Below are 24,186 nucleotides of genomic sequence, written 5' to 3' on the forward strand. Positions count from 1 at the left end.
CTTTTTATTTCAAAAAATATTCCTATTTTTAAAAAATCTAAAAATAGTTCATTATTATTGATATGAAGAAAGTATTGAGTCTCTTTTCTTGCATTCTTTTCAGTTGGATGCAAGCACAATTAGGGTATTGGCAAAATGATACCACTACCAAAGATCAAAGCATTTATGCAATTAAAAACATCACCTTGTATCAAGATTACAAAACAGTGATTCCAGATGCAGTTTTGGTCATTCAGAATGGCAAAGTGTTAGAATCGGGTAAAGTAGCCATCCCGAAAAATGCAGTGGTGATTGATGGAAAAGGAAAGTTTGTCTATCCTTCATTTATTGATTTGTATACCAATATTGGCGTAGAAAAAGCTGAGGCAAAACAAGCAGATTCTAGAAGTATCTATCTTCCAAATACGGCTTCTGCAGCGGCGTACAATGATGCCGTAAAAGCCTATTCTAGAGCAGTTGATCAATTCACCAATCAAGGAAAAGACTACGAAGAATACTTAAATCAGGGTTTCGGTACAGTTTTAAGTTTCAACCAGGATGGAATCGTGAGAGGTTCTGCGGTGCTGTACAATTTAGGAAACGGAAAACCTGCAGAAAAAATCATCAAAGAAGATGCTGCACTCATGCTTTCTTTTGACAAAGGCAGTTCTAGACAGTCTTATCCTACTTCTTTGGCGGGTTCTATTGCCTTGTTGAGACAGTTTTATTTAGATGCAGACTGGTATGAAAAAGGCGGAAATGCAGTAGAGAAAAATCTAAATTTAGAAGCATTCAATAAATATAAAAAATTACCAACCATCATCGAAACTTCTGAAAAGTGGGATGTTTTAAGAGCGGATAAAATTGGGGACGAAGCCCTACAACAATTCGTTTTTATGGGTTCTGGAAATGAATACCAGAGAGCCAAAGAAATGAAATCTACAGGCGGTTTCTTTTTATTGCCTTTAGAATATCCAAAACCGTATCAGATTAATGATGCTTTAGATGTAGAAAATGCCAATGTTGCTGAATTAAAGCATTGGGAATTAGCGCCTTATAATGCAATATTTCTTCAAAAAGAAAATGTAGACTTTGCCTTCACGATGAACAAGTTGAAAGACAAATCTTCATTCTTAGGAAAAATAAGAGAACTCTATAAAAATGGTTTGTCTAAAGAAGCAATTCTGAAATCTTTGACCGAAAACCCTGCAAAAATTGTAAAATCAGAAACTACTTTAGGGAATTTAAGAAAAGGAAGTTATGCCAATTTCTTATTGTTTACCGAAGAATTATTTAGCAAAGATGCAGTTTTACAGGAAAATTGGGTGGCAGGTAAAAATTTCGTAGTAAATAAATTGTTAGACCAAGACATTAGAGGGGTGTATCAACTCACCATCAACAATCAGAACTATGATTTAAAAATTGCAGGTTCGCTTCTGAAGCCTGAAGCCAAAGTAATTCAGGAGAAAAAAGACGGAAAAGCAAAACTAAACGTGAGCGATTATAAAATTGCTCTGGAACTGGTTTTACCGAAAGATTCTGTACAGAATTATAGAATTCTTTATCCGCTTGCAGACTATAAAAATACCAATGGTTTTGCCCTGAACAAACAAGGAAACAAAGTGCCTTACAGCATCACCTTTGTAAAAAATAATGAAGCTGAAACCAAAAAAGAAGAAGAAACGCCAAAAGAAATCGGTAAAATTTGGTATCCTTTTGCAGCTTTTGGAAGCGAAAATGTGCCGACTCAAAAAGACTATATCATTAGAAATGCTACGGTTTGGACCAATACCACTAAAGGAATTGTGAAAAATTATGATGTCAAAATTTCTAAAGGAAAAATCGTAGAAGTAGGAAGTCAATTAAGCAAAGGAAACGCTGAAGAAATTGACGGAACCAACTTACATTTAACCAACGGAATTATCGATGAACATACGCATATCGGACTTTCTAGAGGCGTAAATGAAGCGGGAAGCAATTCTTCTGCGGAGGTGAGAATGAGCGATGTCATCAATCCCGATGATGTGAATTTTTACAGACAAATTGTAGGCGGTGTTACCACAGCACAACAATTACACGGTTCTGCAAATCCAATTGGCGGGCAGTCTTCAATTGTAAAATTTGCTTGGGGAGAAAATGCCGAAATTATGAAGTTTCCGAATGCACCTCAGTTCATCAAATTTGCTTTGGGAGAAAACGTAAAACAGTCTAATTGGGGCAATAATCCTAATCGTTTTCCTCAGTCGAGAGGTGGAGTAGAACAAGCATTTGACTTTTGGTTCACCAGAGCTTTAGAATACGAAAAAGAAAAGCAAACCAATAAAAATTACAGAAAAGATTTAAGACTGGAAACGCATTTAGAAATTTTAAAATCTAAACGCTATATCACGTGTCACTCTTATGTGCAGAGTGAAATTAACATGTTTATGAAAATTGCAGAGAAATTTAATTTCAAAGTCAATACGTTCACGCACATTTTAGAAGGCTACAAAGTGGCAGACAAGATGAAAAATCACGGAGCAAATGCTTCTACATTCTCAGATTGGTGGGGTTATAAAGAAGAAGTAAGAGAAGCTATTCCTTACAATGCTGCGATTTTATTAAAATCTGGGGTGAATACAGCCATCAATTCAGATGATGCAGAAATGGCAAGAAGACTGAATCAAGAAGCAGGAAAATTAGTAAAATACGGAAACATTTCTCAAGAAGAAGCTTGGAAAACCGTTACCCTTAATCCTGCCAAAATGTTGAAACTAGACCATAAATTAGGAACGATAGAAGTAGGTAAAGATGCTGATTTGGTATTGTGGACGGACAATCCATTGAGTATTTATGCCACAGTAAACAAAACTTTTGTAGACGGAAAACTCATTTTTGATACTCAAAAACAAGCCGAAAAAGATGAAATGGTAAAGAACGAGAAAAACAGAATTATTCAAAAAATGCTATTCTCTGATGATGCCAAAAAAGGAAATACCCAGTCGGTAAAAACAGAGCAAAAGAAATTGTACCACTGTGATACTTTAGAAGAAGATTTTCATCAACACTAAAAATTAAATTTCATGAAAAAAATATTTTTCACTTTATATATTTTGGTATCTGCAATGGTTTTGGCACAAAGACCGAATCCTGCACCAGCACAAAAAAATCCAATTGCCATTACCAATGCCACGATTCATACTGCAACAGGAGCGGTTTTAAATAATGCTTCTCTCGTTTTTGAAAACGGAAAAATCACCCAGATTAATGGAAGCATTCCGAGTAATGCAGAAGTCATCAATGCCCAAAATAAACATGTTTATCCGGGTTTTATTTTGGTGAACAATACATTAGGTTTGGTAGAAATTTCCGCAACCAATGCTACAGTAGATTATAGAGAAGCCAATGATATTTCGCCAGAAGTACGTTCGCTCATCTCTTTCAATACAGACTCTCATGTTATTCCCGTGATTAGAAGCAATGGCGTTTTATTGACTCAGCCAGTTCTGAAACACGGCACATTGTCTTGTACCTCTTCCATCATGCAACTAGACGCTTGGAACTGGGAAGATGCGGTGGTAGCTACGGATAATGTTTTGCACCTTTCTTGGCCTGAAATTTTTAGAATTGACGATGAAAAAAGAAACAAAGAATTCCAAACCAGAAGAACAGAAAAAATTAAAGAACTGACTTCCCTCTTTCAGAGAGCGCAACAATATGACAAACAGCAAGTGAAGGATTATAAACTGAACGCCATAAAACCAGTCTTTGAAAACAGAAAACTATTTGTGGAAGTAGCAGGAGCCAATGAAACGCTAGAAGTGATTGCTTGGGCTAATAAGTTAAACCTAAAAAATGTAGTTTTGATTGGTGAAAGCAATTTGGTAGGGGTTTTAGATGGTATTAAAAAGAGCAATTTTCCACTCATTATCAAGAGAGTTCACAGTTTGCCGGTAAACAGTTCTGATTCTCCGAGATTGCCTTATGAGTTTGCAAAATTGGTGCAAGATAAAGGTATTCTCTATGGGTTAGATTACAGCGGAGATATGGAATATCAGAACTCTAGAAATCTTCCGTTTTTGGCAGGAACTACAGTTGCCTATGGTGTAGAAAAAGAAAAAGCGCTACAAAGCATCACCATTAACCTAGCCAAAATGTTGGGAATTGATAAAAACTACGGAACTTTAGAAGTAGGAAAAAGCGCTACACTCTTCATTTCTGAGGGCGATGCACTGGATCAATTGACCAATAATGTGACTGAAGCCTTCATAGAGGGAAGAAAAATTAATCTAGACAATCAGCAGAAAGAACTTTACAAAACATATCAAGAGAAGTATCGATTAAATCAGTAATTTTTATAAATTTGTGTTAAAATTAGAAATATGGGAGCAGAATTACCAAGAGTTTCGGTATTTGAAGCAGATGAAATGGTTCAAATACAAATCGTGAAAAAGAAATTAGAAGATGCAGGAATCGCTTGTTCAGTGAGCAATAAATACCTTAATAATTTATTAGCTACACCTACCGCTACCGCTTTAAAACTAGAGGTGAATATTCATGACGAACAAAAAGCTTTTGAAATTATAGACCATTATTTGGCAGAAAAAGAAAACTAAGTTTTCTTTTTTATGGGGAATTAGCTCATCTGGCTAGAGCGTTAGACTGGCAGTCTAAAGGTGGTGGGTTCGAGTCCCATATTCTCCACTTTTTAGCACTTATCTTTAATGGTAAGTGCTTTTTTTATTAAAATATTAGATTAGCCAACCTTCAAACGAGCTACCATTTTCGGTTTTTCTGTAAGTAAGATATCCGTTGTGTGCTTCCATAATACTTTTGGCAAGGGTAAGCCCAATTCCAGAACCGTTTTGTCGAGTTGTGAAAAAAGGTAAGAAAATCTTATTGGCAATTTTTTCGTCAATTCCGCCACCGTTGTCTTCTACTTTTATTAAGGTTCTATTGTTAAAATCCTGTAATTCAATGCTTATTTTCTTTTGAGTATGAAGATTTTCTAGCGCAAAAATAGAATTGGTAATTAGGTTTACCAGCACACGTTCTATCATTTTTTCGTCTGCTTTGATATGGAAATCTTTTAAATTTAAAACAATTTCGATGTTCTTGTTTTTAAATTCGGTATTGAAAATTTTCAAAACATTTTCTACACAATTTTTAAGATTAAAATGTGTTTTTTTCGGTTTTGGAAGCTCTGCTACTTGCCTATAACTGTCTATAAAATGCAATAACTGTTGAGATTTTGAATTGATGATTTTCAGACTGTCTTTTATGTCATCTTGGTCTTCTTTCGTTAATTCTTCTTGCTCTGTAATGTATTCCAGATTGTGAACCAAGCTGTTTACCGGCGTTAAAGTGTTCAATAATTCGTGCGAAATTACCTTCATCAGATTATTCCACGCTAATTTTTCTTTTTTATCAATAATTTTCTGGATAGATTCTAAAGAAATCACACAAAAATCGTTGTGTTGTGTGGTAATTCTGGACGTTCGTATCGAATAAGATTGCTTGCTGCTTTCTTGTATGGAAACATCTATAAAATCTTGCGAATCTTGGTAAGATGTCTTCTCAATTAAGTTATAAAATTCTGGAATTTTACTTTCATAAAAACTCCAATTGTTGTATTTCGGGATTTTCAGAATGTTCATAAAACTGGGATTACAATAGAAAACCTGCCAGTTTTTTTCTTCTTTGTTTTTACTCAGAATAATGAGTCCTATTTCTAATTTATTGAGAATGGTGTCGTATAAATTCTTGTAAGAATAGAGCTGGTTGTGCTCTTCTTTGCTTTGATAATAAAGTTTTACGGAAGCATTTTTAAGGTCATCAAATTGTTCTTTTTTAGGGAAAAGTGAAAAATCTTTTTGCTGAATAGAAGTGATTATTTTCTCTGTTTCTTTAATTTTTGCCGAGATGAGAACATAACAATATCCCATCAAAACACAAGAAAACGACGCAAAAAGAAAAGTACTGAAAAATAGTTTTTCAATCCAAAAATGATAGGCAATAATCCCGAATACAATGCCCAAAATGCTAAAAAATAACCACTGAAGAAAATAATATTTTTTCATTTCTTAGTTCAAATTTTTCATTTTTATATCCCAAATTTCTCCATTCTTCTGTATAAAGATGCTCTTGTTAAACCTAATGCTTCAGCTGCCAAAGTAATATTTCCTTTGTGTTTTTTCAGCGCATTTTTAATCATTTTTTCTTCCATTTCTTCTAAATTTAAAGAAGTAATTTGTTCTTCTGAAGCAGTATGAGAGAGAGAAAGTTTAATGTTTTCGTTTTCAGACAAAATAATTTCTCGTTCTACAGAATGCTCTAATTCTCTAATATTTCCTGGGAAATGATAATTTTGCAATTCTTCCAAGTTTGTAATTTTAAGATTGCTTTTCCCATATTTTTTTTCATATTTTTTGATGAAAAATTCGGCTAAAGAAGCAATATCTTCTTTTCTTTCTCGCAAAGGAGGCAATTCTACTTCTACAGTGTTGATTCGGAAATACAAATCTTCTCTGAACGTATTCTCCGAAATCATTTTTTTCAAATCAGCATTGGTTGCAAAAATAAACCTCACATCTGGAAAGCGTTCTTTGGTTTCTCCAATTCTAGAAAGTTTTTTGGTCTGAATTAGAGTCAGTAATTTTTGTTGAAGTTGTGGTGTTAAATTTCCAATTTCGTCTAAGAAAACGGTTCCTCCATCAGCATTTTCAATTTTTCCTGCTTTGTCTGTTTTAGCATCGGTAAAAGCTCCTTTTGCATAACCAAAAAGTTCAGCTTCGAACAAATTTTCCGAAATTGAACCCAAATCTATGTGTACAAAAGGTTCGTTTTTTCTTTTGGAGTTTTGATGGATATATTCTGCCATTACATATTTTCCAGTTCCGTTTTCTCCCAAAAGCAAAAGATTGGCATCGGTAGCAGCCACTTTTTTGATGGTGTTGATGGCTTGTTGCATTTTAGGAGATTGCGTTTGCAATTCATAATTTTCTGCATTTTCTTGAAGATTTTCCCATTGCGAAAGTTTTTTATTCTTTCTGGAAATATCTACCGCAAGATTTACAGAAGCATAGAGTTTTTCGTTGTTCCAAGGTTTTAGAATAAAATCGGTTGCGCCATTTTTTAGAGCTTCTACTGCCAATTCTACTTCGCCATAAGCGGTCATCAGAATCACAGGAACGTCTTTATCAATTTCTTTAATTTCGGAAAGCCAATACAAACCTTCTTTTCCGTCTTCAAAACCTCTTCGGAAATTCATATCCAAAAGAATAACATCAATTTGATGATTTTGAATAGCCGTAATAATTTTATTAGGAGAATTAATGGTAACTACTTCTGTGAAGAATTTTTTGAGCCAAACTCTTGCCGAAAACAAAATGTCTTCGTCGTCATCTACAATTAAAATTCCTGCTTCTTTTTTTCGCATTTTATTGAATTTATTTCCGAATTTTTATATTATTTTTTAGAACATTGTTGGAAAAAAGATTTCAATTCTTCTTTTCTTGCAAGAGTCAAATTGTGCCATCTAATACCTTGTATAGCACCTTCTATTGCAAATAATTCATTCAAACATGCTCCACTATCAATGGTTTTTAATTTAATAAACGTATTTTCTGTTCCACAAGATTTAAGTTTTTCTGGTGTTTCAATTTCAATCTCTTTTAATCTTTCAGATAATACTTTTCCAATGTTTGGTAGTTGAGTTAATAATGAATTTCCCATAATTTGAAAATTTAAATTGTTCATTTTCGAACGAAAAGTGTTCGGAATCGGACGGTTTTTATTTTGATTTGATTTGAATTTCTTCTCATTATCAGTGCTTTATAACTTTATAAATTTGTGGCATTTAGCTTGTGTAATATATTGTAAATCAATTCACTGTAATGGATACGAAATTAGAAAAAAAACAATCTAAACTCAAAATTATTTTAATTATTTCCGCAAGTATTATTGCTGTAGTTCTTTTTGCTACTTATTTTTTGAAGCAGAAAAAAACGTATAATGTTCCGTCAGACGAAATTCAAATTTCAGAAGTAACGTACGGCAAATTTGAAGATATGTTGATGATTACAGCTCAGTCCCAGTCTCTTCACTCTTCTTTGGTAAACGTTTTAGAAGGCGGAATGGTAAAAGAAATTTATGCAGAAGACGGACAAATGGTGCGCAAAGGCGAACCGCTTGCCAGAATTTATAATCCGAATACTGAATTCAATTTCATGAATCAGGAAACGGGAATTATGCAGCAAATTAGCCAAATGAGAAGTTCGCTTTTGGAACTTAAAAATCAGGAATTCAATCAAAATAAAGAATTATTGCAATCTCAGAACGATTACAATACGGCTTTGCAAACATATAATCTTCAAAAAAGATTATATGACGCCGAAATTGGAAGAAAAACAGAATTTGATTTGGCAAAACAAAATCTAGAATATCAGAAAAAACGAAAACAATTGACTGAACAAGGAATTCAAAATGAAAATCGTTCTAGAAATCAGCAAATTGCAGATGTTAATAAATCTATCGGGCAAATGCAGAAAAGTTTGGATGTTCTGAGAAATAACAAAAATAATTTCTTGATTTTGGCTCCGGAAACTGGCAGATTGTCTTCTTTCAATATTAATTTGGGCGAAAATCTTACTTCCGGACAAAGCATTGGAAAAATAGATTTGATGGACGGTTACAAATTAGTAGCAAAAATAGACGAATACTACATCAATAAACTTCAACCTGGGATTAAAGGAACTTTGGACAATACAGACCAATCGTATAACGTAATCGTTACCAAAATTTTACCAGAAGTAAAAGATGGACAATTCTCTGCTGAACTTAATTTTGCGGACGAAAACAAACCTAAAGATTTAAGAATTGGGATGACTTTCGGAGTGAAATTGAAACTCTCTGCCGATACGCAAAGTATGATGATTCCGAAAGGAAATTTCTTTAAAGATTCTAACGGGAAATGGGTTTTTGTAGTAAAAGGAAATAAAGCCGAAAAACGAAACGTAACTTTTGGAAGAGAAAATGCATTGTATTATGAAGTGGTTTCGGGATTGAAAAACGGCGAAAAAGTAATCACTTCAGATTATACAGATTACAAAAATTATGAGATTTTAGAAATTAAAAAATAAGTGAAAATGGTATTGAAAAAGAAAATTTTAGGACTTTGTGTTTTTTTTGCTTCTGTTTTTGGTTTTTCACAAGAAAAATTAATTCCTAAAGTGGATGAAAGAGTAGAAGCGGTAAGTATCGTTTTTAGATTGGCAGGCGCAGAAGAATACAGCAGAAATGAAAATAAAAAATATGCAGAAGACATCAGAACTTATTTTGAATCTTTTAAAAATTCAGAAATTATAGAATTTATTAAAGAAAATAGAAACCAAAATGGTTTGGGATATGATGCCGTAATGTCTATGGCGACTCATATTTCTTTTGAAAAAAATAAATTCAAGTTGATAACAGAAAAAGAAAATACTTTAGACAAAAGATGGGCAAAAGTAGATATTAAGAAGTTTGTATCTCTGTTGAATGAATTCTATAAAAAAACAAATTTTCAGAATTTTTTTAACAATCACGCTGAGGATTATGCTAAAGCAGAAAAAGAATATCAGAAAGTTGTTTTGAGTGATTTTAACCAAAATTGGTATCCTAAATTCTATGGAAAAACGCCTAATGAAGAGTATAAAATTATTTTAGGCTTTGGAAACGGTGGCGGAAACTATGGCATAAAAGTAAATCCTAAAAATGGCAAAACTATCGTAAATGCAATAGTTGGAGTTTGGGATTTTGATGAAAACGGAGAGGCAAAATTCGACAAAAATGAGTTTCAAACATTGTTAATTCACGAGTTTAATCATTCTTTCGTCAATTATATTTTAGAGATGAAAGATTATCAGGCTCAACTGGAAAATTCTGCTGAAAAAATCTACAAATTGGTTGAAAAAGACATGAAATCTCAAGCTTACGGAAACTGGGAAACCATGATTAACGAAAGTTTGGTAAGAGCTTCTGTCATTCGATATATGATAGATAATAATTATTCTCAAAAAGAAATTAATGAAGAAATTTTGATACAAAGAGGTCGCAAATTTCTTTGGATTAAAGAATTGGTAGATTTGCTTGGAAACTACGAACAAAACAGACAAAAATATCCAACTTTAGAGAGCTTTTATCCAGAAATTATAGCGTTTTACAAAAATTTAGAACCTAATTTGAAAACTTTAATTGACAAACAACCGAAAGTAGTTTCGGTATCGCCAGACATTTGGGATAAAGAAGATGTAGATGCAAGTATTACAGAAATTACCGTCAATTTTAGTACAAAACTTTCTTCGGAAAGAATGAATGTGAAAATTGGTAAATTGGGAATGGAGCATTTTCCGTTGAAGCAAAGTTTAGGTTTTGAGAATGAAAATAAATCGATAAAATTTAAAGTAGAACTAAAACCAAATACAGAATATGAATTTGTTCTCGGAAACAGATTTAGAGACCTAGCAGGATTTCCACTTGAAGAAACCACAATAAAATTCAAAACAAAATAAAAATTATGAAAAATATTTTAAAATTATTCATCGGAGCGATGATGCTACAATCTTGCATCATTATAAGAACAGATAGAGATGGCGTTTACAGAAATTATGATAACTCAGAAAAAGTACAAGATTTTGCAGGAAAACCAATCGAAAGCAGAGATTTTGAGGTGAAAAAATTCTCAGAAATTAAAGCGAATTCTGCTATGAAAGTTTACATAAAAAAAGCACCTCAACAAAAAGTTGTGGTAAGTTCTAACGCAATTAATTACATCGTAGTTTCGTCTGAAAACGGAATTTTAAAAGTAGAATATAACAATCAAAATAATTCTATAAACAATGTAAATGCAGAAGTTACGGTTTATACGCCAGATTTTGAGAGACTTTCGGCTTCTAGTGCCGGACAAATTTTTATTAATGATGATTTTCAATTGAATAAACTAAAAATAAACCTCGACAGTGCAGGAAAAGTGACGGGAAATATTTTTGCAGAAAAATTATTTGTAAATATTTCTAGTGCAGCATTTTTAGAGTCTAAAGTTCAATCTAAAATCATTGAAATTGATGCGAGTTCTGCTTCTAAAGTTAATCTGAGCGGAAGTACGGAAGAAATTAAAATAAATGCTAATAGCGTTGCAAAAATTAATCTTGAAAATTTGAAATACAAAAATATTCAGCAAGAAAGCAGTTCTTTAGCGAAAATTTATGTGAAATAATTTAAAAGGGAAAAGTTAAAATTTAAAAATAAAATCGGGTTGCTCCGTAGGAGCAGTATCTGTGTAGAAATGGAATGATTAACGGTGCGCGCCGTAGGTGCGCTATCTCTAACTCCAAAATGTTAAAAAAGATTGAACTCCTACGGAGTTCTCTATCTGCAACTCGCATATTTTTTACACAGATTCCGCTCCTTCGGAGCTTTAAAATAATATAATTCAAAAACTATTATTACTATTAATAACAATGATTATTGAACTTTTTATATAATATTAAAAAAAATCATCAACCAACAACTATAAAATTATGATTACAACAAGCAATTTATCAAAAATCTATAAAACAGAAGACGTACAAACTACAGCGCTTAACAAAGTGAGCCTCAATATAAAACCTGGAGAATTTGTAGCAATAATGGGACCTTCGGGCTGCGGAAAATCTACTTTGCTGAATATTCTCGGGCTTTTGGATGCGGCTTCAGAAGGTTCTTATCTTTTTGAAACTACAGAAACTGTAGGAACTTCTGAGAAGAAAAAATCTGACATCAGAAAGAAAAATATTGGGTTTATTTTTCAGAATTTTAATTTGATTGATGAACTAACAGTTTACGAAAACATAGAACTTCCATTAATCTACAACGGTGTTTCTTCCTCAGAAAGAAAAAAACGTGTAGAAGAAATTATGGAGAAAATTAACATTGCACATCGTGCAAAACATTATCCACAGCAACTTTCAGGTGGTCAACAGCAACGTGCTGCTGTTGCCAGAGCTTTGGTAACGAGACCAAAATTGATTCTTGCCGACGAACCAACAGGAAATCTTGATAGTTCTAACGGAAACGAAGTAATGAATCTTTTGGCAGAACTTCACCGCGAAGGTTCTACCATCGTAATGGTAACACACTCTTCTTATGATGCTGGTTTTGCATCCAGAATTGTGAATATGAAAGATGGCGAAATCTACAGTGAAGAACACGCAACCCAAAGAAAAGATGCTTTCGAAAAAGCTGATGCTAAGGATTTTGAATAAAAAGTAAGAATATGGAAGACGGAAGTCTGAAGTTGTATACTGCTTAAATTTTAATTTTTAATCATCCGACATCCAGCTTCGGACATCGGACAAAATGAACGATTATGTTACAAAACTGGCTCAAAATAGCATTTATCAATTATAAAAAGAACTGGCTTTCTACGTTTATCAATTTATTTGGATTAACGGTAGGTTTAACTGGTTTTATGCTCATTCTCATGCATTGGAATGACGAAGAATCTTACGAAAAATGGAATCCCAAAAAGGATAATATCTACTATTTTCAAACGTATAATAAAAAGGAAAATACTTATGGAGCTGCTATTTCTGTTCCGTTAGCAGAAAATGCAAAGAAAAGAATCTCAGAAGTTGAGGATTTTGTTTTAATGACGAATACAGGGAGTGCTTACAAGATGACGACTAAGTATAAATCTGTTTACCAAGAAAATGGTTTTGCTTTTTCGGAGAACTTTTTTAATTTTTTTCCTTTCAAACTAATTTCTGGAAGTTATAAAAATGCTTTGAAAAATGATACTGATATTATTATTTCAAAACAAACAGCACTGAATCTTTTTGGCAAAACAGATGTGATAGGAGAAACCATCAAAATTAACACCACTAATTTTATTGTAACCGCAGTTTACGAATTACCAGAAGGAAATACCCAGATAAACCCAAATTTTGTTATAAAACCAGCCGACCAATTAAAAAATGATAAAGAACAATGGGGGAATTTCAATTATGGTTGTTTTTTTATGTTGAAAAAAGGTGCAGATCCTAGAAGTTTTGAGAAAAAATTTCTAGATATTATTATGCTCAGAGCAAAGTTGCAATCTAAAGGTTCTGGCATTACACCTCAGCAATATATTGACATGTATGGTCCTACAGATTCTTTGCTTACGCCTTTAGATAAAATAAAATTGCATGCAAAATCTACTTGGTTTGGAATGCCAGATTTCAAAACGTTATTAATTCTGTTTACACTTTCAGTTTTAATTGTGATTTTATCTGCCATTAATTTCATAAATCTGAAAACCGCTCAATCTTCACAAAGAGCAAAAGAAGTGGGTGTAAGAAAAGCCATTGGAAGCAGTAAAACTTCTTTAATTTTTCAATTTTTACTAGAAACATTTATCATTTGTATCATGTCGTATTTTCTTTCACTCGTTTTAACGGAAATTTTGTTGCCAAGTTTCAACAAATTCTTTAACAAAGAAATTACAATGAACGATTGGCGAATTTACTTCTATTCTTTATTGATGGTTTTGTTAGTGACTTTAATTTCTGGGATTATTCCTGCAATTTATTTGTCAAATTTCAAAGCAATTGAAACTTTGAAAGGCAATTTTTCGAGAAGCAAACATGGGATTTGGCTTAGAAACGGAATTCTTTCTATTCAATTGGTTATTTCATCTTTTTTCATTATTGGTGGTTTAATTGTTCATAGCCAAGTGAAATATATGATGAATAAAGATTTGGGTTATGACGGCAAACAAGTTTATCAAATTAATTTTAATGAATACGGACAAAAACCTTGGCTAAAATATGAAAGATTAAAAGCGGAAATGGCAAAAATTTCTGGTGTTGAAAGCATTTCTTATTCCGAAGCGCCTCCAGGAACAAATAGTTTCAGTAGTTCTAATATGGATTATATGGATACAAGCATCCAAGCGCAACACGGTTCTATGGATTATGATTATCCTCAGTTTATTGGAGCTAAGCTTCTAAAAGGACGTTGGCTAAATCCGAAATTGGCATCAGATACTATTAATACAGTTTTAGTAAACGAAGCTTTTGTGAGAAAATTTGGTTGGACAAACGACCAAGCTATCAAGAGAGAAATTAAACCAGGTTTTGATTATAAACCATATAAAATTGTAGGAATTGTAAAAGATTTCAACATCCGAAGTTTGAAAAGCGAAGTAGAACCTATAATTTTTTTCCACTACAGAGAAACAGAATGGAAACGTTATAATATGGATAATATTCAGGTTAAAATAAAAGCAAATGATATTGACGGAACGATAAACAGACTTAAAGATTATTGGACAAGCAAAGTAGAACAAGGCTATCCTTTTAATGGTTATTTTATCAATAAACAATTTGCAAAATCTTTTGAGAAATACCAAAAACAACAAACACTTTTTACGATTCTCAATGCCATGGTTTTAATGGTGGCATTGTTAGGATTATTTGCTTTGTCATCATTAATGATTGAACAAAAATTGAAAGACGTAGCCATCAGAAAAACCTTGGGAGCTTCGGAAAGTACATTGGTTTTTGGACTTACCAAACAATTCTTGTGGATTTCAGCAATGGCAGTTTTCGTAAGCATTCCGATAAGTTTTTATCTAATGAACGAATGGCTGAAAGATTTCGCTTACCGAATAGATATGCCAGTTTTTCCATATATATTTAGTTTAGTGATTTTGCTTCTCTTAACTTTTGCAGTAGTAAGCATCAAAGCATATAGAGCTACAAAGGTAAACCTTGTGAAATATTTGAAATATGAATAAATTTTAGTGTTTACTATTTGGTTTTTAGCCAAATACAATACACTAGAAACAAAACACTAGAAATTATGTTAAACAATTGGCTCAAAATAGCATTTGCTAACTATAAAAAAAACTGGCTTTCTACCATTATTAATGTTTTGGGATTAAGCTTAGGTTTATGCATTTTTCTAATGGCTTTTATCCATTGGCAAGACGAAAAATCTTATGAACAATGGATTCCTAATAAAGAAAATATTTATTTGGTAGAAAATTCCAATTCTGATTTCGGAAATATTGTGGTTTCTAGCTTTCCTGCATTGGCGGTATCAAAAGAAAAATTTAAAGAAATAGAGGATTTTGCCATTGCCAATTCTTGGGGAGCTTATAAAACAAGATTGATGGCAGGTGAAAAATCTGTTTATATTACATCTTGTAGAGCTAGTGAAACTTATTTTGATTTTTTTCCAATGGAAAAATTGGCAGGGAGTTTTAAAAATGCCATCAGTGATAATGGTAAAATAGCCATTTCTGAAGAAACCGCTAAGTCTCTATTTGGAAATGAATATAAAAATTGTATTGGGAAAACCGTGAAACTAGATGATAATGAAAATAAATCTTTAATCATTACTGTAGTTTACAAAATACCAGAAAAGAATACCGTTTTTAAGCCAGGATTCATTATGAGACATCCTGGTTTGGATCAAAAAAAATTAGAATGGACCAATTATAGTTACATAGGTTATTTTAAATTAAAGTCAGGTACTGATGTTGCAGCTCTAGAGAAAAAACTCTCTGCTCAAATGTCTGAACAAGAAAAAATTGCTTCTGAAAAATGGGGGGAAAAATATGATGAGAAAAACAAAGCCAATGTTTTTTTAACACCAATTTCGGATATGAAATTAGAAGCTAAAAGCGAGGGTGTAGAAAAAGGTGACAAAAAATCGATTATGATTTTGCTTGGTCTTTCTGCTTTAATTTTGCTTTTATCAGGAATTAATTTGGTTAATTTAAAAACGGCGCAAGCTTCTCAACGCGCCAAAGAAGTGGGCGTAAGAAAAGCAATTGGAAGTTCTAAGTCTAAAATTATCGCTCAATTTTTATTAGAAAATTTAATTATTTGTCTTGTCGCTTACATTATTGCATTTGCTTCTATAGAACTATTGTTGCCATCTTATAACAAATTCTTAGGAAAAGAAATTTTACTGAATGATTATCGAATTTTTATCTATTCCGGAGTTTTATTGTTGGTTTTTGCATTGATCTCAGGTGTTATTCCTGCGATGTATTTGTCTAATTTTAAACCAATTAATACTTTGAAAGGTAATTTTGCAAGAAGTAAAAGTGGCGTTTGGTTGAGAAATTCTATTTTGAGTTTACAATTGATTATTTCTTCGTTTTTCATTATTTGTTCTTTAATTATTCATAGTCAGGTAAAATACATGATGAATAAAGATTTGGGTTTCAAAGGTGATCAGGTGATTCAAATTCAATTCAAAAAAACAGATTGGCAAAATGATTATAATTCTAAAAAATACATAAGACTTAAAAACGAAGTTTCAAAAATAGCAGGTGTACAAGATATTACAAGTTCTGTATTTAGAATAGGCTTAGGATTAATGAATTCTTCATCTGTTAAAAATGCAATAGATACTACAAAAACAATTAATAATGTAGGAGTTGGTGGTATAGATTATAATTATTTTAAATTCTACAAAATGAAATTTGTTTCGGGTAGAGATTTAGATTTACGTCTGGCTTCTGATACTATTTCTGGAGCTATTGCCAACGAAACATTCATTAAACAAATGGGCTGGAACAAAGATAACGCGCTTGGCAAAGAAATTTATCCTGGTTGGGAAGACAAGAAAAAATACAAAATTATAGGCGTTCTCAAAGATTTTTATGTGAATGGAGTTGATAAACCTGTAGAACCTATTCTTTTCTTTAATTATGATAGAAACTGGGCAAAAAACAATATGTCTAATCTGCAAATAAAACTTACTGGCGACGATATTGATGGGACTTTAGAAAGAATTAAACAATTTTGGCTCACCAAAGCAGAACCAGGTTATCCTTTTGATTATGAATTTGTGGATAAACAATTTGCCAAAACTTTTGAGAAATTCCAAAAGCAACAAACACTTTTTACCATTTTAAATATAGTGGTTTTGTTGGTGGCATTGCTTGGTTTATTTGCCTTGTCTTCTCTTTTAATTGAACAAAAATTGAAAGATGTCGCCATCAAAAAAACTTTGGGAGCAGACGAAAGAACAATTGTTTGGGATTTAACCAAAAGATTTTTAATTATCGCTTCAATTGCTGTAATTATCAGTATTCCATTTGGTTATTACGCCATGAACGAGTGGTTGAAAGATTTCGCTTACAGAATCGAAATGCCAATTTGGCCATACATTTTGAGTTTTGCAATGCTGTTGCTGTTAACATTTGCTGTGGTAAGCATCAAAGCATACAGAGCTACAAAAATAAACCTTGTAAATTACTTAAAATACGAATAAACTTAGTTGATGGTTGTCGGTTGAAAGTTGATGGAATTTTTACTGACAACCAACAACTATCAACAATCAACTGACAATGAAAAAACTCTTCTTCATATTGCTGATTAATTTTTTGCCGGCTCAGCAAAAATGGAACTTGCAACAATGTCTAGATTTTGCCATGAAAAACAGTCCGGAAGTGCAACAAAGCATTATTAATGTAAGCAAAAACCAAAGACAAATCAATACTGCTAAAGGAAATTTGCTTCCTTCGGCAAGTATCGGCATCAATCATAATTACAGTTTTGGAAACGGCATCAATACGCAGAACAATCAAAGAGAAGCGATTAATACGCAAACGGACAATTTCTATGCGTTGGCAAGTACAGAATTATTCAACTGGAAAAATTATCTTAATATTTCTCTTTCTAAAATTAATAAAGAAAGTTCAGAATACCGATTGAAAACCGTTCAAAACGATGTTAAACTCAGCATTGTTGGTTTGTTTTTTCAATATATGAAAGATAAATCTTGGTTTGAAGTATTAGAACCACAAATTTCTGGTATGAAAGAACAAATTGCCAGAACCGAAAAAGAAGTAGAAATTGGAAATCGTGCAAAAAGTGATGTTTACGACATCAAAGCCAACTTTGGAACCATACAAGAACAATGGATTTCGGCGCAAAACCAAATGAATATTTCTAAAATTAATCTTTTGGCAGCACTCAATATTAATAAAGACAGCATCGATTTTGTTTCGGACGAAAATTCAGAAATAACGCCAAATTTTATCAATTCAAAAGAAATGATTGACAATTTGGTGCAAAAAAATCCAATTTTTATTGAAAATCAAAAAGAATTGGAAGCTGCAAAAATGAAGATTAAAGCTGCAAAATCAGATTATTTGCCTACCATTACGGCACAATATCAATGGTCTTCTTTTTTCAACAAAAATTTGAAAGAAGATATAACCACTAATTTTTCAACCCAGTTTAATCAGAACAAAAATTCTCAGGTTTCTATAGGACTGAATGTTCCTCTGTTTCAAAAATTTCAGGTAAAAAATGCTGTTGAGACCGCAAAATTAGACCAACAATACACTGTTTTTGAAAATCAAAGAAAACTGAATGAATTGTACAAAACACTCAATATAATTGCAGAACAATATGACAATGCCATTGAAAAAAATAAAATTTTACAACAAAATTTCGAAAATCAAAAATTATCTTTCGAGCGTTCTGAAGAAAAATATAAAGAAGGATTGATGGATGCTTATACATTTTTTGTGGTAAGAAACAGTTGGCTTCAGGCAAATTTTAACCTCAATGCCAGCAAGTTCGATGTGATGCAACAACAAGCGTTGATTAACGTTTTCGAAAATAATAATTAAAAGAATACTATTTTTTTTCACAATAACTAAATTTAATTTTACTGCTCTAATTTTTAGAGCAGTTTTTTATTTTGTACATTTATGTTTCAAAAGTTTATAAAAAATTGCAAATTTGCACCCCATTTAGATTTTGAAAATGAAACTTTGTATTGCAGAAAAACCAAGTGTAGCAAGAGATATTGCCAAAGTTTTGGGAGCTACAACTCCTAAAAGTGGCTATATGGAAGGCAATGGTTATTGCGTAACGTGGACTTTCGGACATCTGTGTACCTTGAAAGAGCCTCACGATTATGCACCCGAATACAAAGCGTGGAATCTCTTCTTACTGCCCATAATTCCTAAAAATTTCGGAATTAAATTAATCAACAATATCGGAGTAGAAAGACAGTTCAAAGTTATTGAATCTTTGGTCAAAGAATGTGAGGAGGTCATCAATTGTGGGGATGCTGGTCAAGAAGGAGAGCTTATTCAGCGATGGGTTTTACAAAAAGCCAAATGTGACAAACCCGTAAAAAGACTCTGGATTTCTTCTTTGACCGAAGATGCCATAAAAGAAGGTTTTGAAAAATTAAAATCTGCCGAAGATTACAAAAATCTCTACTTAGCAGGAAACGCTAGAGCAATAGGAGATTGGCTTCTCGGAATTAATGCTACCCGTTTATTCACCAAAAAATTTGGCGGAAACAAAGCTGTTTTATCCATTGGGAGAGTGCAAACACCTACTTTGGCAATGCTCGTGAAACGCCAAAAAGAAATAGACGCTTTCGTGCAAAAAGACTATTGGGAACTCAAAACCAAATACCGAGAAGTGGTTTTCACAGCGGCAATTGACCGTTTACAATCGGCAGAAAGAGCAGAAAAAGGTTTGGAATATCTCAAACAAAATCTTTTTGAAATCATTGCTTTTGAAATCAAAGAAGGAAAAGAAAAAAATCCTCGATTGTTCGACTTAACTGGACTTCAGGTAGAAGCCAATAAAAAATATGGATTTTCTGCAGAAAGCACACTCAATTATATCCAAAGCCTCTACGAAAAAAAACACACCACTTATCCTAGAGTAGATACCACCTACCTTTCGGAGAATTTATATCCAAAAATTTCGGGAATTCTCAGAAGCATGAATTTTTATTCAGACTTAACGGCTCCTCTTTTAGAAGCGCCAATTCCAATGTCAAAAGCCGTTTTTGATGATGCCAAAGTGACTGACCATCATGCGATTATCCCTACGGAAATTCCGCCAACTTCCAATTTAACCAGAGAAGAAAAATTAGTTTATGATTTGGTGGCAAAGCGTTTTATAGCGGTTTTTTATCCAGAATGTAAAATTTCCAATACTTTGGTAGAAGGTCAGGTAGGAACCATCAATTTCAAAGCATCGGGAAAACAAATTCTCGAGCCAGGTTGGCGTTTAGTCTATGCCAAAGATTCTAAAAATAATGCTGAAAAGGACGAGAAAGAAGAAAAAAGCGAAGAACAACTTATTCCCGAATTTACAGTAGGCGAAAAAGGCGAACACGAACCTTTCGTGCATCAGGGAAGAACTTCTCCGCCAAAACCATATACAGAAGCTACATTGTTAAGAGCCATGGAAACCGCAGGAAGACAGGTAGAAGACGAAGAACTGCGTGAACTTTTGAAAAACAACGGCATCGGTAGACCTTCTACCAGAGCAAACATCATAGAAACACTTTTTAAAAGAAAATACATCGAAAAGAAGAGGAAAAATCTTTTCGCGACTCAAACGGGTATTGATTTAATTGATACCATAGAAGATGAATTGTTAAAAAGTGCCGAATTAACAGGAGAGTGGGAACAAAAACTCAGAAAAATTGAAAAAGGCGAATACGAAGCACAAAAATTCAAAGAAGAGCTCATAGAAATGGTAACCCAACTCACCAAAAAAGTCATCAATAGCAAAGGAAAAGTTATCTCTTTTCAAGAAGAAAGACCCACCAAATCTAAATCCAAAAAGAAAAAATAATTTAAAATTATTGGATTTTAGTTATCAAGTGAAAGAAAAAGATCATAATAAAAAAGCCAGAAGAAAATTTTCTTCTGGCTTTTTCTCATTACAATTTATAATTAGTTTACAATTATTTTTGTTGATTTACCTTGAGTTTTTATAATGTAAACTCCTTTTGGCAATTTAGTAAGATTAACTTTTTCTTTATTTCCTACATTTTTTACAACTTGAATCAATTTGCCATTTAAATCATAGATTTGAATAGTCTCTTTTTTCGTAATACCGCTAATGTAAAACTCGTTGTTGGTTACTGGATTTGGATATATGGATAATTTTGAATTTTTTAAATTTACGTCCTCGGTAGCCATTGCAGAATAACAAGTCCATGTTAAATTATCAAAAGAGACTCTATTGTTACTAGTATCTACTAATTCTATAATTACATTTCCTTCAACATTAATGTCATTAATCACTTGTGTTGTTGCTGTTTTAGAATAAGGGATTTGAGCTTTTACTACACCATTTATTTTAAGAGTATAGCTTCCCGCAGAATCAGAAAAAGGCAAATAGGTTTTAACCGTTAAAGAACCTATTCCTCCAGAAATAGTAGAAGATTTTAATGTTCCGTTTTTAATGCAAATCGCTTTATTGTTATTTCCATCTATGTAAATCTGTGAATCTGTTCTTGCGCTAGTTGCAGTCCATAAAATGTTTTTATTAGTCCAAGTTCTTCCTGCATAAGAAGAGTCTGATGTAGAGCCACCTGTAGGAATGCTTTCAAAATCTTCCGTACCGCAAGATGTTCCAGAGCCTGTTCCACCAGTATCTCCTGTTCCTCCTGTTGCTTCTGTTGTTCCATTTACTGTAGTGCTGTTTGTAGATTTATTTCCCGCGTAATCTTTGGCTACAATGTAAAAACTATATGTTGTAGATGGGGATAAACCAGAAATAGTAGTTCCAGGAGTGTAAACAGTTGTTTTAAATACATTGTCTACGTAGACATCATAGCTAGCAATTCCTACTTTGTCCGTAGATGCTGTCCATGCTAAAACAATACTTGTAGAAGTTTTTCCTGTCACATTTAAATTTGTGGGAGCTGTAGGCGCTTCGGTATCTGTTGTTGAGCCACTTCCGCCTCCAGAAATGCTGTCTGGCCAAGTATTCTGTGCAGATGGGCCACCCCAAATTACGGTTGCTAAATATGGATTGTCTATGAATGGGTTTCTATTATGTTGAATATTATACACTACATTATTTCTGTTTCTTTCAAAGTCAGAAACAGGGTCTTCTACATTCCATTTAAGAAGTATATCTGGGAAATCAGAAGAATAAGTAGCTGGATTCATTGTGATATTTAGAGGTAAACATTGACTCTTATATCTCACGTACATGTACATTAATATTCTTGCTACGTCACCTTTCCATTCATCTCCTGGATACCATCCACCTCTATTAGTAGAATAAGCCGTAGCACCTGAGCCATCGTCAAATAATAAACTTCCTCTCGTACTATTTAATGTATTGTCTGCAGGACGAAGATGGTGGCCATCTGCTCCAGGGCCAGATGTTCCTAAATTTGGCGTTCCTTTTGATTTTGCATAAACGTGCTCTCTATTCCAAGTTGCAGAATAAGGACGGCTTCTTTGATGAGTTCCAGATGCCTGAGATCCATAAATCAATAATAAATTAGAAGGATTTTGAGGATCTGCGTCACTGGTTTTAAAAAGATCTGCTAGTCCTGCAGAATAAGAAATATTCTGGGTGTGGGTATTGGTAATAAGTGTAGCAAGATCTGATTTAAGATCATTTTTTGTTTTGCTGAAATTAATACCAGAATAGTAAGAAGGCGCTGATTGCGCAAAAGCAAACACTGTTAGAATGCATGCCAAGAAAGAAATTTTTAATTTCATAATGTTTAGGGTATAAAAATGTTTAATAACATTGTGTTTTTATAATGTATAGATATTTTATGGTTGAAGAGATCAATTCTAAACAATTTGTTAAGTCTTATGAAGATGTAATGTTCAAATTCATAAAAAAATGCAGGGACTGAATGGTTTTCTAGCTCAATTTTTAATTCTACTGGGGTGTTATTTTCTAATGTTAAGATCTTTTTGTAATCGATATTTTCATTTTTTTCAATGGCTATTACTTTTGTTAAAAGTCCAGGATGGTCTATTCCTTCTCCTACAAAAACTCTATTCTCTTTTTTATTTATTCCTATTACATATAGTGGTTTTTTTTTACCACCTACATTAATTCCTTTTCTTTGACCTAACCTAAAATTAGACCAACCATCATGTTCGCCTACCAAAATTCCATCAAAAAGAGAATATTGTCTTTTTTGAGAAGCAGATAAAAAATCTGTCTCAGTAGATAAACTCGATGATAAATCACTACTGTAAATAGGTGAGGTTGGTAAAATCTCTACAATTTGTCCTTTTTGCTTCATTTTTTGTTAATTCCCTTATAGAAAGGTTTTTGACTAAAAGAGGGCGGCTAAGCTAGGTATTTTATTTTAATAATAAGTCATGAATTTATTTTTTTTTGATTTCATAATAAAAATCATTCTACGGCAGATTCGTTCAAATGATAATTAAATAATATAACTAAAAGGCAGTATTATAGAAAAGTTTATTAATTGGTGTAGTCTTTTAAGAAAAATAGTAATAATGAAAAATAAAAAATTTCTTTCTAACATTATTTTTTTTCAGAAATAGTCTCACAATAATGAATGATTTCATGATAAGTATTTGTGAACTTTATGCTTTTTTCTAGCAATCTTTTACTTGCAAGAATGACTTGGCTTGCATTTTATATCTTCCATGAGCCATATTTACAAATTTAACTGAGAAAATTTTATTTGTAAGTCAAATAAATGTTTGGGTTAAAATAATAAACCTCGTTTAAAACTGCTTAAACGAGGTTTAAATTTATATTTTTTGAAGGTTATTTTTCTAAAAAAATAATTGTCAAAAGGTAACTGGTTTTCCGCTGTGTTTATTTAATCATTGATAATTCATTACCTCTAATCATAATCTCATTTGCTTTATTCAGATTCTCTTTCCGTCTTGTTAAGATTTTAATTAAGTAAAGATTTTCTTCTACATTGTCAAGTTTTACAACCTTAATCTGCATTATATATTTTTCGTCAACAAGTATATATTTTTCGTTTGAATTTACAACTTCTCCGTCTATACTATAAATAAATTTATCTTCCTTTTTTAGATGGGTATATTTCGAAATTAATTCACTGATATTAATAAAAGGAGGAGTAAATTTTGTTTTCGTTCTTACAATGATTTTCGAGTCATATTCTTTGTTTTTAAAATTAAATTTTTCTTTTTCAATTTTAATATTTTCAATATGTTCGGGATTTATAGTAGTTAAACTTGCAAGGGAAGTAGGTTGTTCATTAAGTAAAACCAAAGTTTTATTATTTTCCCATCTTTGTGGATAAATGATTTTCGGAATAGTGTCATTAATAGAATATTGACTCTTACTTTGTGAGATTTTCAAGCCATCATTTTTTTGTGCCGAAAAAATCCCAAAAACAGAAAATAAGAGAATTAAAGTCCCAATTTTTTTCATACTTTAACTTTTA

The 24,186-nt window shown here is 32.4% G+C and carries 17 protein-coding genes and 1 tRNA gene; 12 read left to right on the top strand and 6 right to left on the bottom strand.

Annotated elements, in window-relative coordinates; translation table 11 throughout:
• Window positions 1-107 precede the first annotated feature (107 nt).
• The 4 genes from KKQ79_RS03200 (at window position 108) to KKQ79_RS03215 (ending at window position 4,662) form a co-directional block, all read left to right on the top strand.
• Window positions 108-3,029 carry an amidohydrolase family protein gene (locus tag KKQ79_RS03200; protein WP_213188955.1) on the top strand — a complete coding sequence of 974 codons (2,922 nt, stop codon included), beginning with the start codon at window positions 108-110 and terminating at the stop codon, window positions 3,027-3,029.
• A 12-nt stretch (window positions 3,030-3,041) separates the two neighbouring features.
• The gene (locus KKQ79_RS03205; RefSeq protein ID WP_213188956.1) at window positions 3,042-4,310 is read left to right on the top strand and encodes an amidohydrolase family protein; all 1,269 of its coding nucleotides are present in this window, start codon (window positions 3,042-3,044) and stop codon (window positions 4,308-4,310) included.
• A gap of 30 nt (window positions 4,311-4,340) precedes the next feature.
• On the top strand, window positions 4,341-4,574 hold the full coding sequence (locus tag KKQ79_RS03210; protein ID WP_213188957.1) for a putative signal transducing protein: 234 nt from the start codon (window positions 4,341-4,343) through the stop codon (window positions 4,572-4,574).
• A 14-nt stretch (window positions 4,575-4,588) separates the two neighbouring features.
• Window positions 4,589-4,662 (top strand) — tRNA-Ala (locus KKQ79_RS03215).
• A 47-nt stretch (window positions 4,663-4,709) separates the two neighbouring features.
• Here KKQ79_RS03215 and KKQ79_RS03220 read toward each other — a convergent pair.
• The 3 genes from KKQ79_RS03220 to KKQ79_RS03230 are packed head-to-tail and all read right to left on the bottom strand — an operon-like array spanning window position 4,710 to window position 7,692.
• Window positions 4,710-6,038: a sensor histidine kinase gene (locus KKQ79_RS03220; RefSeq protein WP_213188958.1), complete on the bottom strand. Its 1,329-nt coding sequence runs from the start codon at window positions 6,036-6,038 to the stop codon at window positions 4,710-4,712.
• Between the two features lie 23 nt (window positions 6,039-6,061).
• The gene (locus KKQ79_RS03225; protein WP_213188959.1) at window positions 6,062-7,396 is read right to left on the bottom strand and encodes a sigma-54-dependent transcriptional regulator; all 1,335 of its coding nucleotides are present in this window, start codon (window positions 7,394-7,396) and stop codon (window positions 6,062-6,064) included.
• A gap of 29 nt (window positions 7,397-7,425) precedes the next feature.
• Window positions 7,426-7,692: a TfoX/Sxy family protein gene (locus KKQ79_RS03230; protein ID WP_213188960.1), complete on the bottom strand. Its 267-nt coding sequence runs from the start codon at window positions 7,690-7,692 to the stop codon at window positions 7,426-7,428.
• 161 nt (window positions 7,693-7,853) lie between these two features.
• Here KKQ79_RS03230 and KKQ79_RS03235 point away from each other — a divergent pair, with 161 nt between their 5' ends.
• The 8 genes from KKQ79_RS03235 (at window position 7,854) to KKQ79_RS03270 (ending at window position 20,600) form a co-directional block, all read left to right on the top strand.
• The gene (locus KKQ79_RS03235) at window positions 7,854-9,098 is read left to right on the top strand and encodes an efflux RND transporter periplasmic adaptor subunit (RefSeq protein ID WP_213188961.1); all 1,245 of its coding nucleotides are present in this window, start codon (window positions 7,854-7,856) and stop codon (window positions 9,096-9,098) included.
• Between the two features lie 6 nt (window positions 9,099-9,104).
• Window positions 9,105-10,508, top strand: coding sequence for a DUF4932 domain-containing protein (locus tag KKQ79_RS03240; protein WP_213188962.1), 1,404 nt, complete (start codon window positions 9,105-9,107; stop codon window positions 10,506-10,508).
• A 5-nt stretch (window positions 10,509-10,513) separates the two neighbouring features.
• Window positions 10,514-11,212 carry a GIN domain-containing protein gene (locus tag KKQ79_RS03245; RefSeq protein WP_213188963.1) on the top strand — a complete coding sequence of 233 codons (699 nt, stop codon included), beginning with the start codon at window positions 10,514-10,516 and terminating at the stop codon, window positions 11,210-11,212.
• A 304-nt stretch (window positions 11,213-11,516) separates the two neighbouring features.
• A complete protein-coding gene (locus KKQ79_RS03250) occupies window positions 11,517-12,239 on the top strand; it encodes an ABC transporter ATP-binding protein (RefSeq protein ID WP_213188964.1) in 723 nt (240 codons plus the stop codon).
• 104 nt (window positions 12,240-12,343) lie between these two features.
• Window positions 12,344-14,755, top strand: a complete 2,412-nt coding sequence (locus KKQ79_RS03255; protein WP_213188965.1) for an ABC transporter permease — start codon at window positions 12,344-12,346, stop codon at window positions 14,753-14,755.
• 65 nt (window positions 14,756-14,820) lie between these two features.
• On the top strand, window positions 14,821-17,250 hold the full coding sequence (locus tag KKQ79_RS03260; RefSeq protein WP_213188966.1) for an ABC transporter permease: 2,430 nt from the start codon (window positions 14,821-14,823) through the stop codon (window positions 17,248-17,250).
• A gap of 76 nt (window positions 17,251-17,326) precedes the next feature.
• Window positions 17,327-18,619: a TolC family protein gene (locus KKQ79_RS03265; protein WP_213188967.1), complete on the top strand. Its 1,293-nt coding sequence runs from the start codon at window positions 17,327-17,329 to the stop codon at window positions 18,617-18,619.
• 136 nt (window positions 18,620-18,755) lie between these two features.
• Window positions 18,756-20,600, top strand: a complete 1,845-nt coding sequence (locus KKQ79_RS03270) for a DNA topoisomerase 3 (RefSeq protein ID WP_250131183.1) — start codon at window positions 18,756-18,758, stop codon at window positions 20,598-20,600.
• 101 nt (window positions 20,601-20,701) lie between these two features.
• Here the strand turns inward: KKQ79_RS03270 and KKQ79_RS03275 are convergent, their stop codons facing one another.
• From KKQ79_RS03275 to KKQ79_RS03285, 3 genes are all read right to left on the bottom strand, one after another.
• Window positions 20,702-22,492 carry an endonuclease gene (locus KKQ79_RS03275; RefSeq protein WP_213188968.1) on the bottom strand — a complete coding sequence of 597 codons (1,791 nt, stop codon included), beginning with the start codon at window positions 22,490-22,492 and terminating at the stop codon, window positions 20,702-20,704.
• Between the two features lie 5 nt (window positions 22,493-22,497).
• Window positions 22,498-23,034, bottom strand: a complete 537-nt coding sequence (locus tag KKQ79_RS03280) for a tRNA methyl transferase PRC-barrel domain-containing protein (protein ID WP_213188969.1) — start codon at window positions 23,032-23,034, stop codon at window positions 22,498-22,500.
• A 548-nt stretch (window positions 23,035-23,582) separates the two neighbouring features.
• Entirely contained in the window at window positions 23,583-24,173 is a 591-nt protein-coding gene (locus KKQ79_RS03285; protein WP_213188970.1) for a hypothetical protein, read from the bottom strand.
• Window positions 24,174-24,186 lie beyond the last annotated feature (13 nt).

Origin of the sequence: Cloacibacterium caeni, assembly GCF_907163125.1 — a bacterium.
Taxonomy (GTDB): Bacteria; Bacteroidota; Bacteroidia; order Flavobacteriales; family Weeksellaceae; genus Cloacibacterium; species Cloacibacterium caeni_B.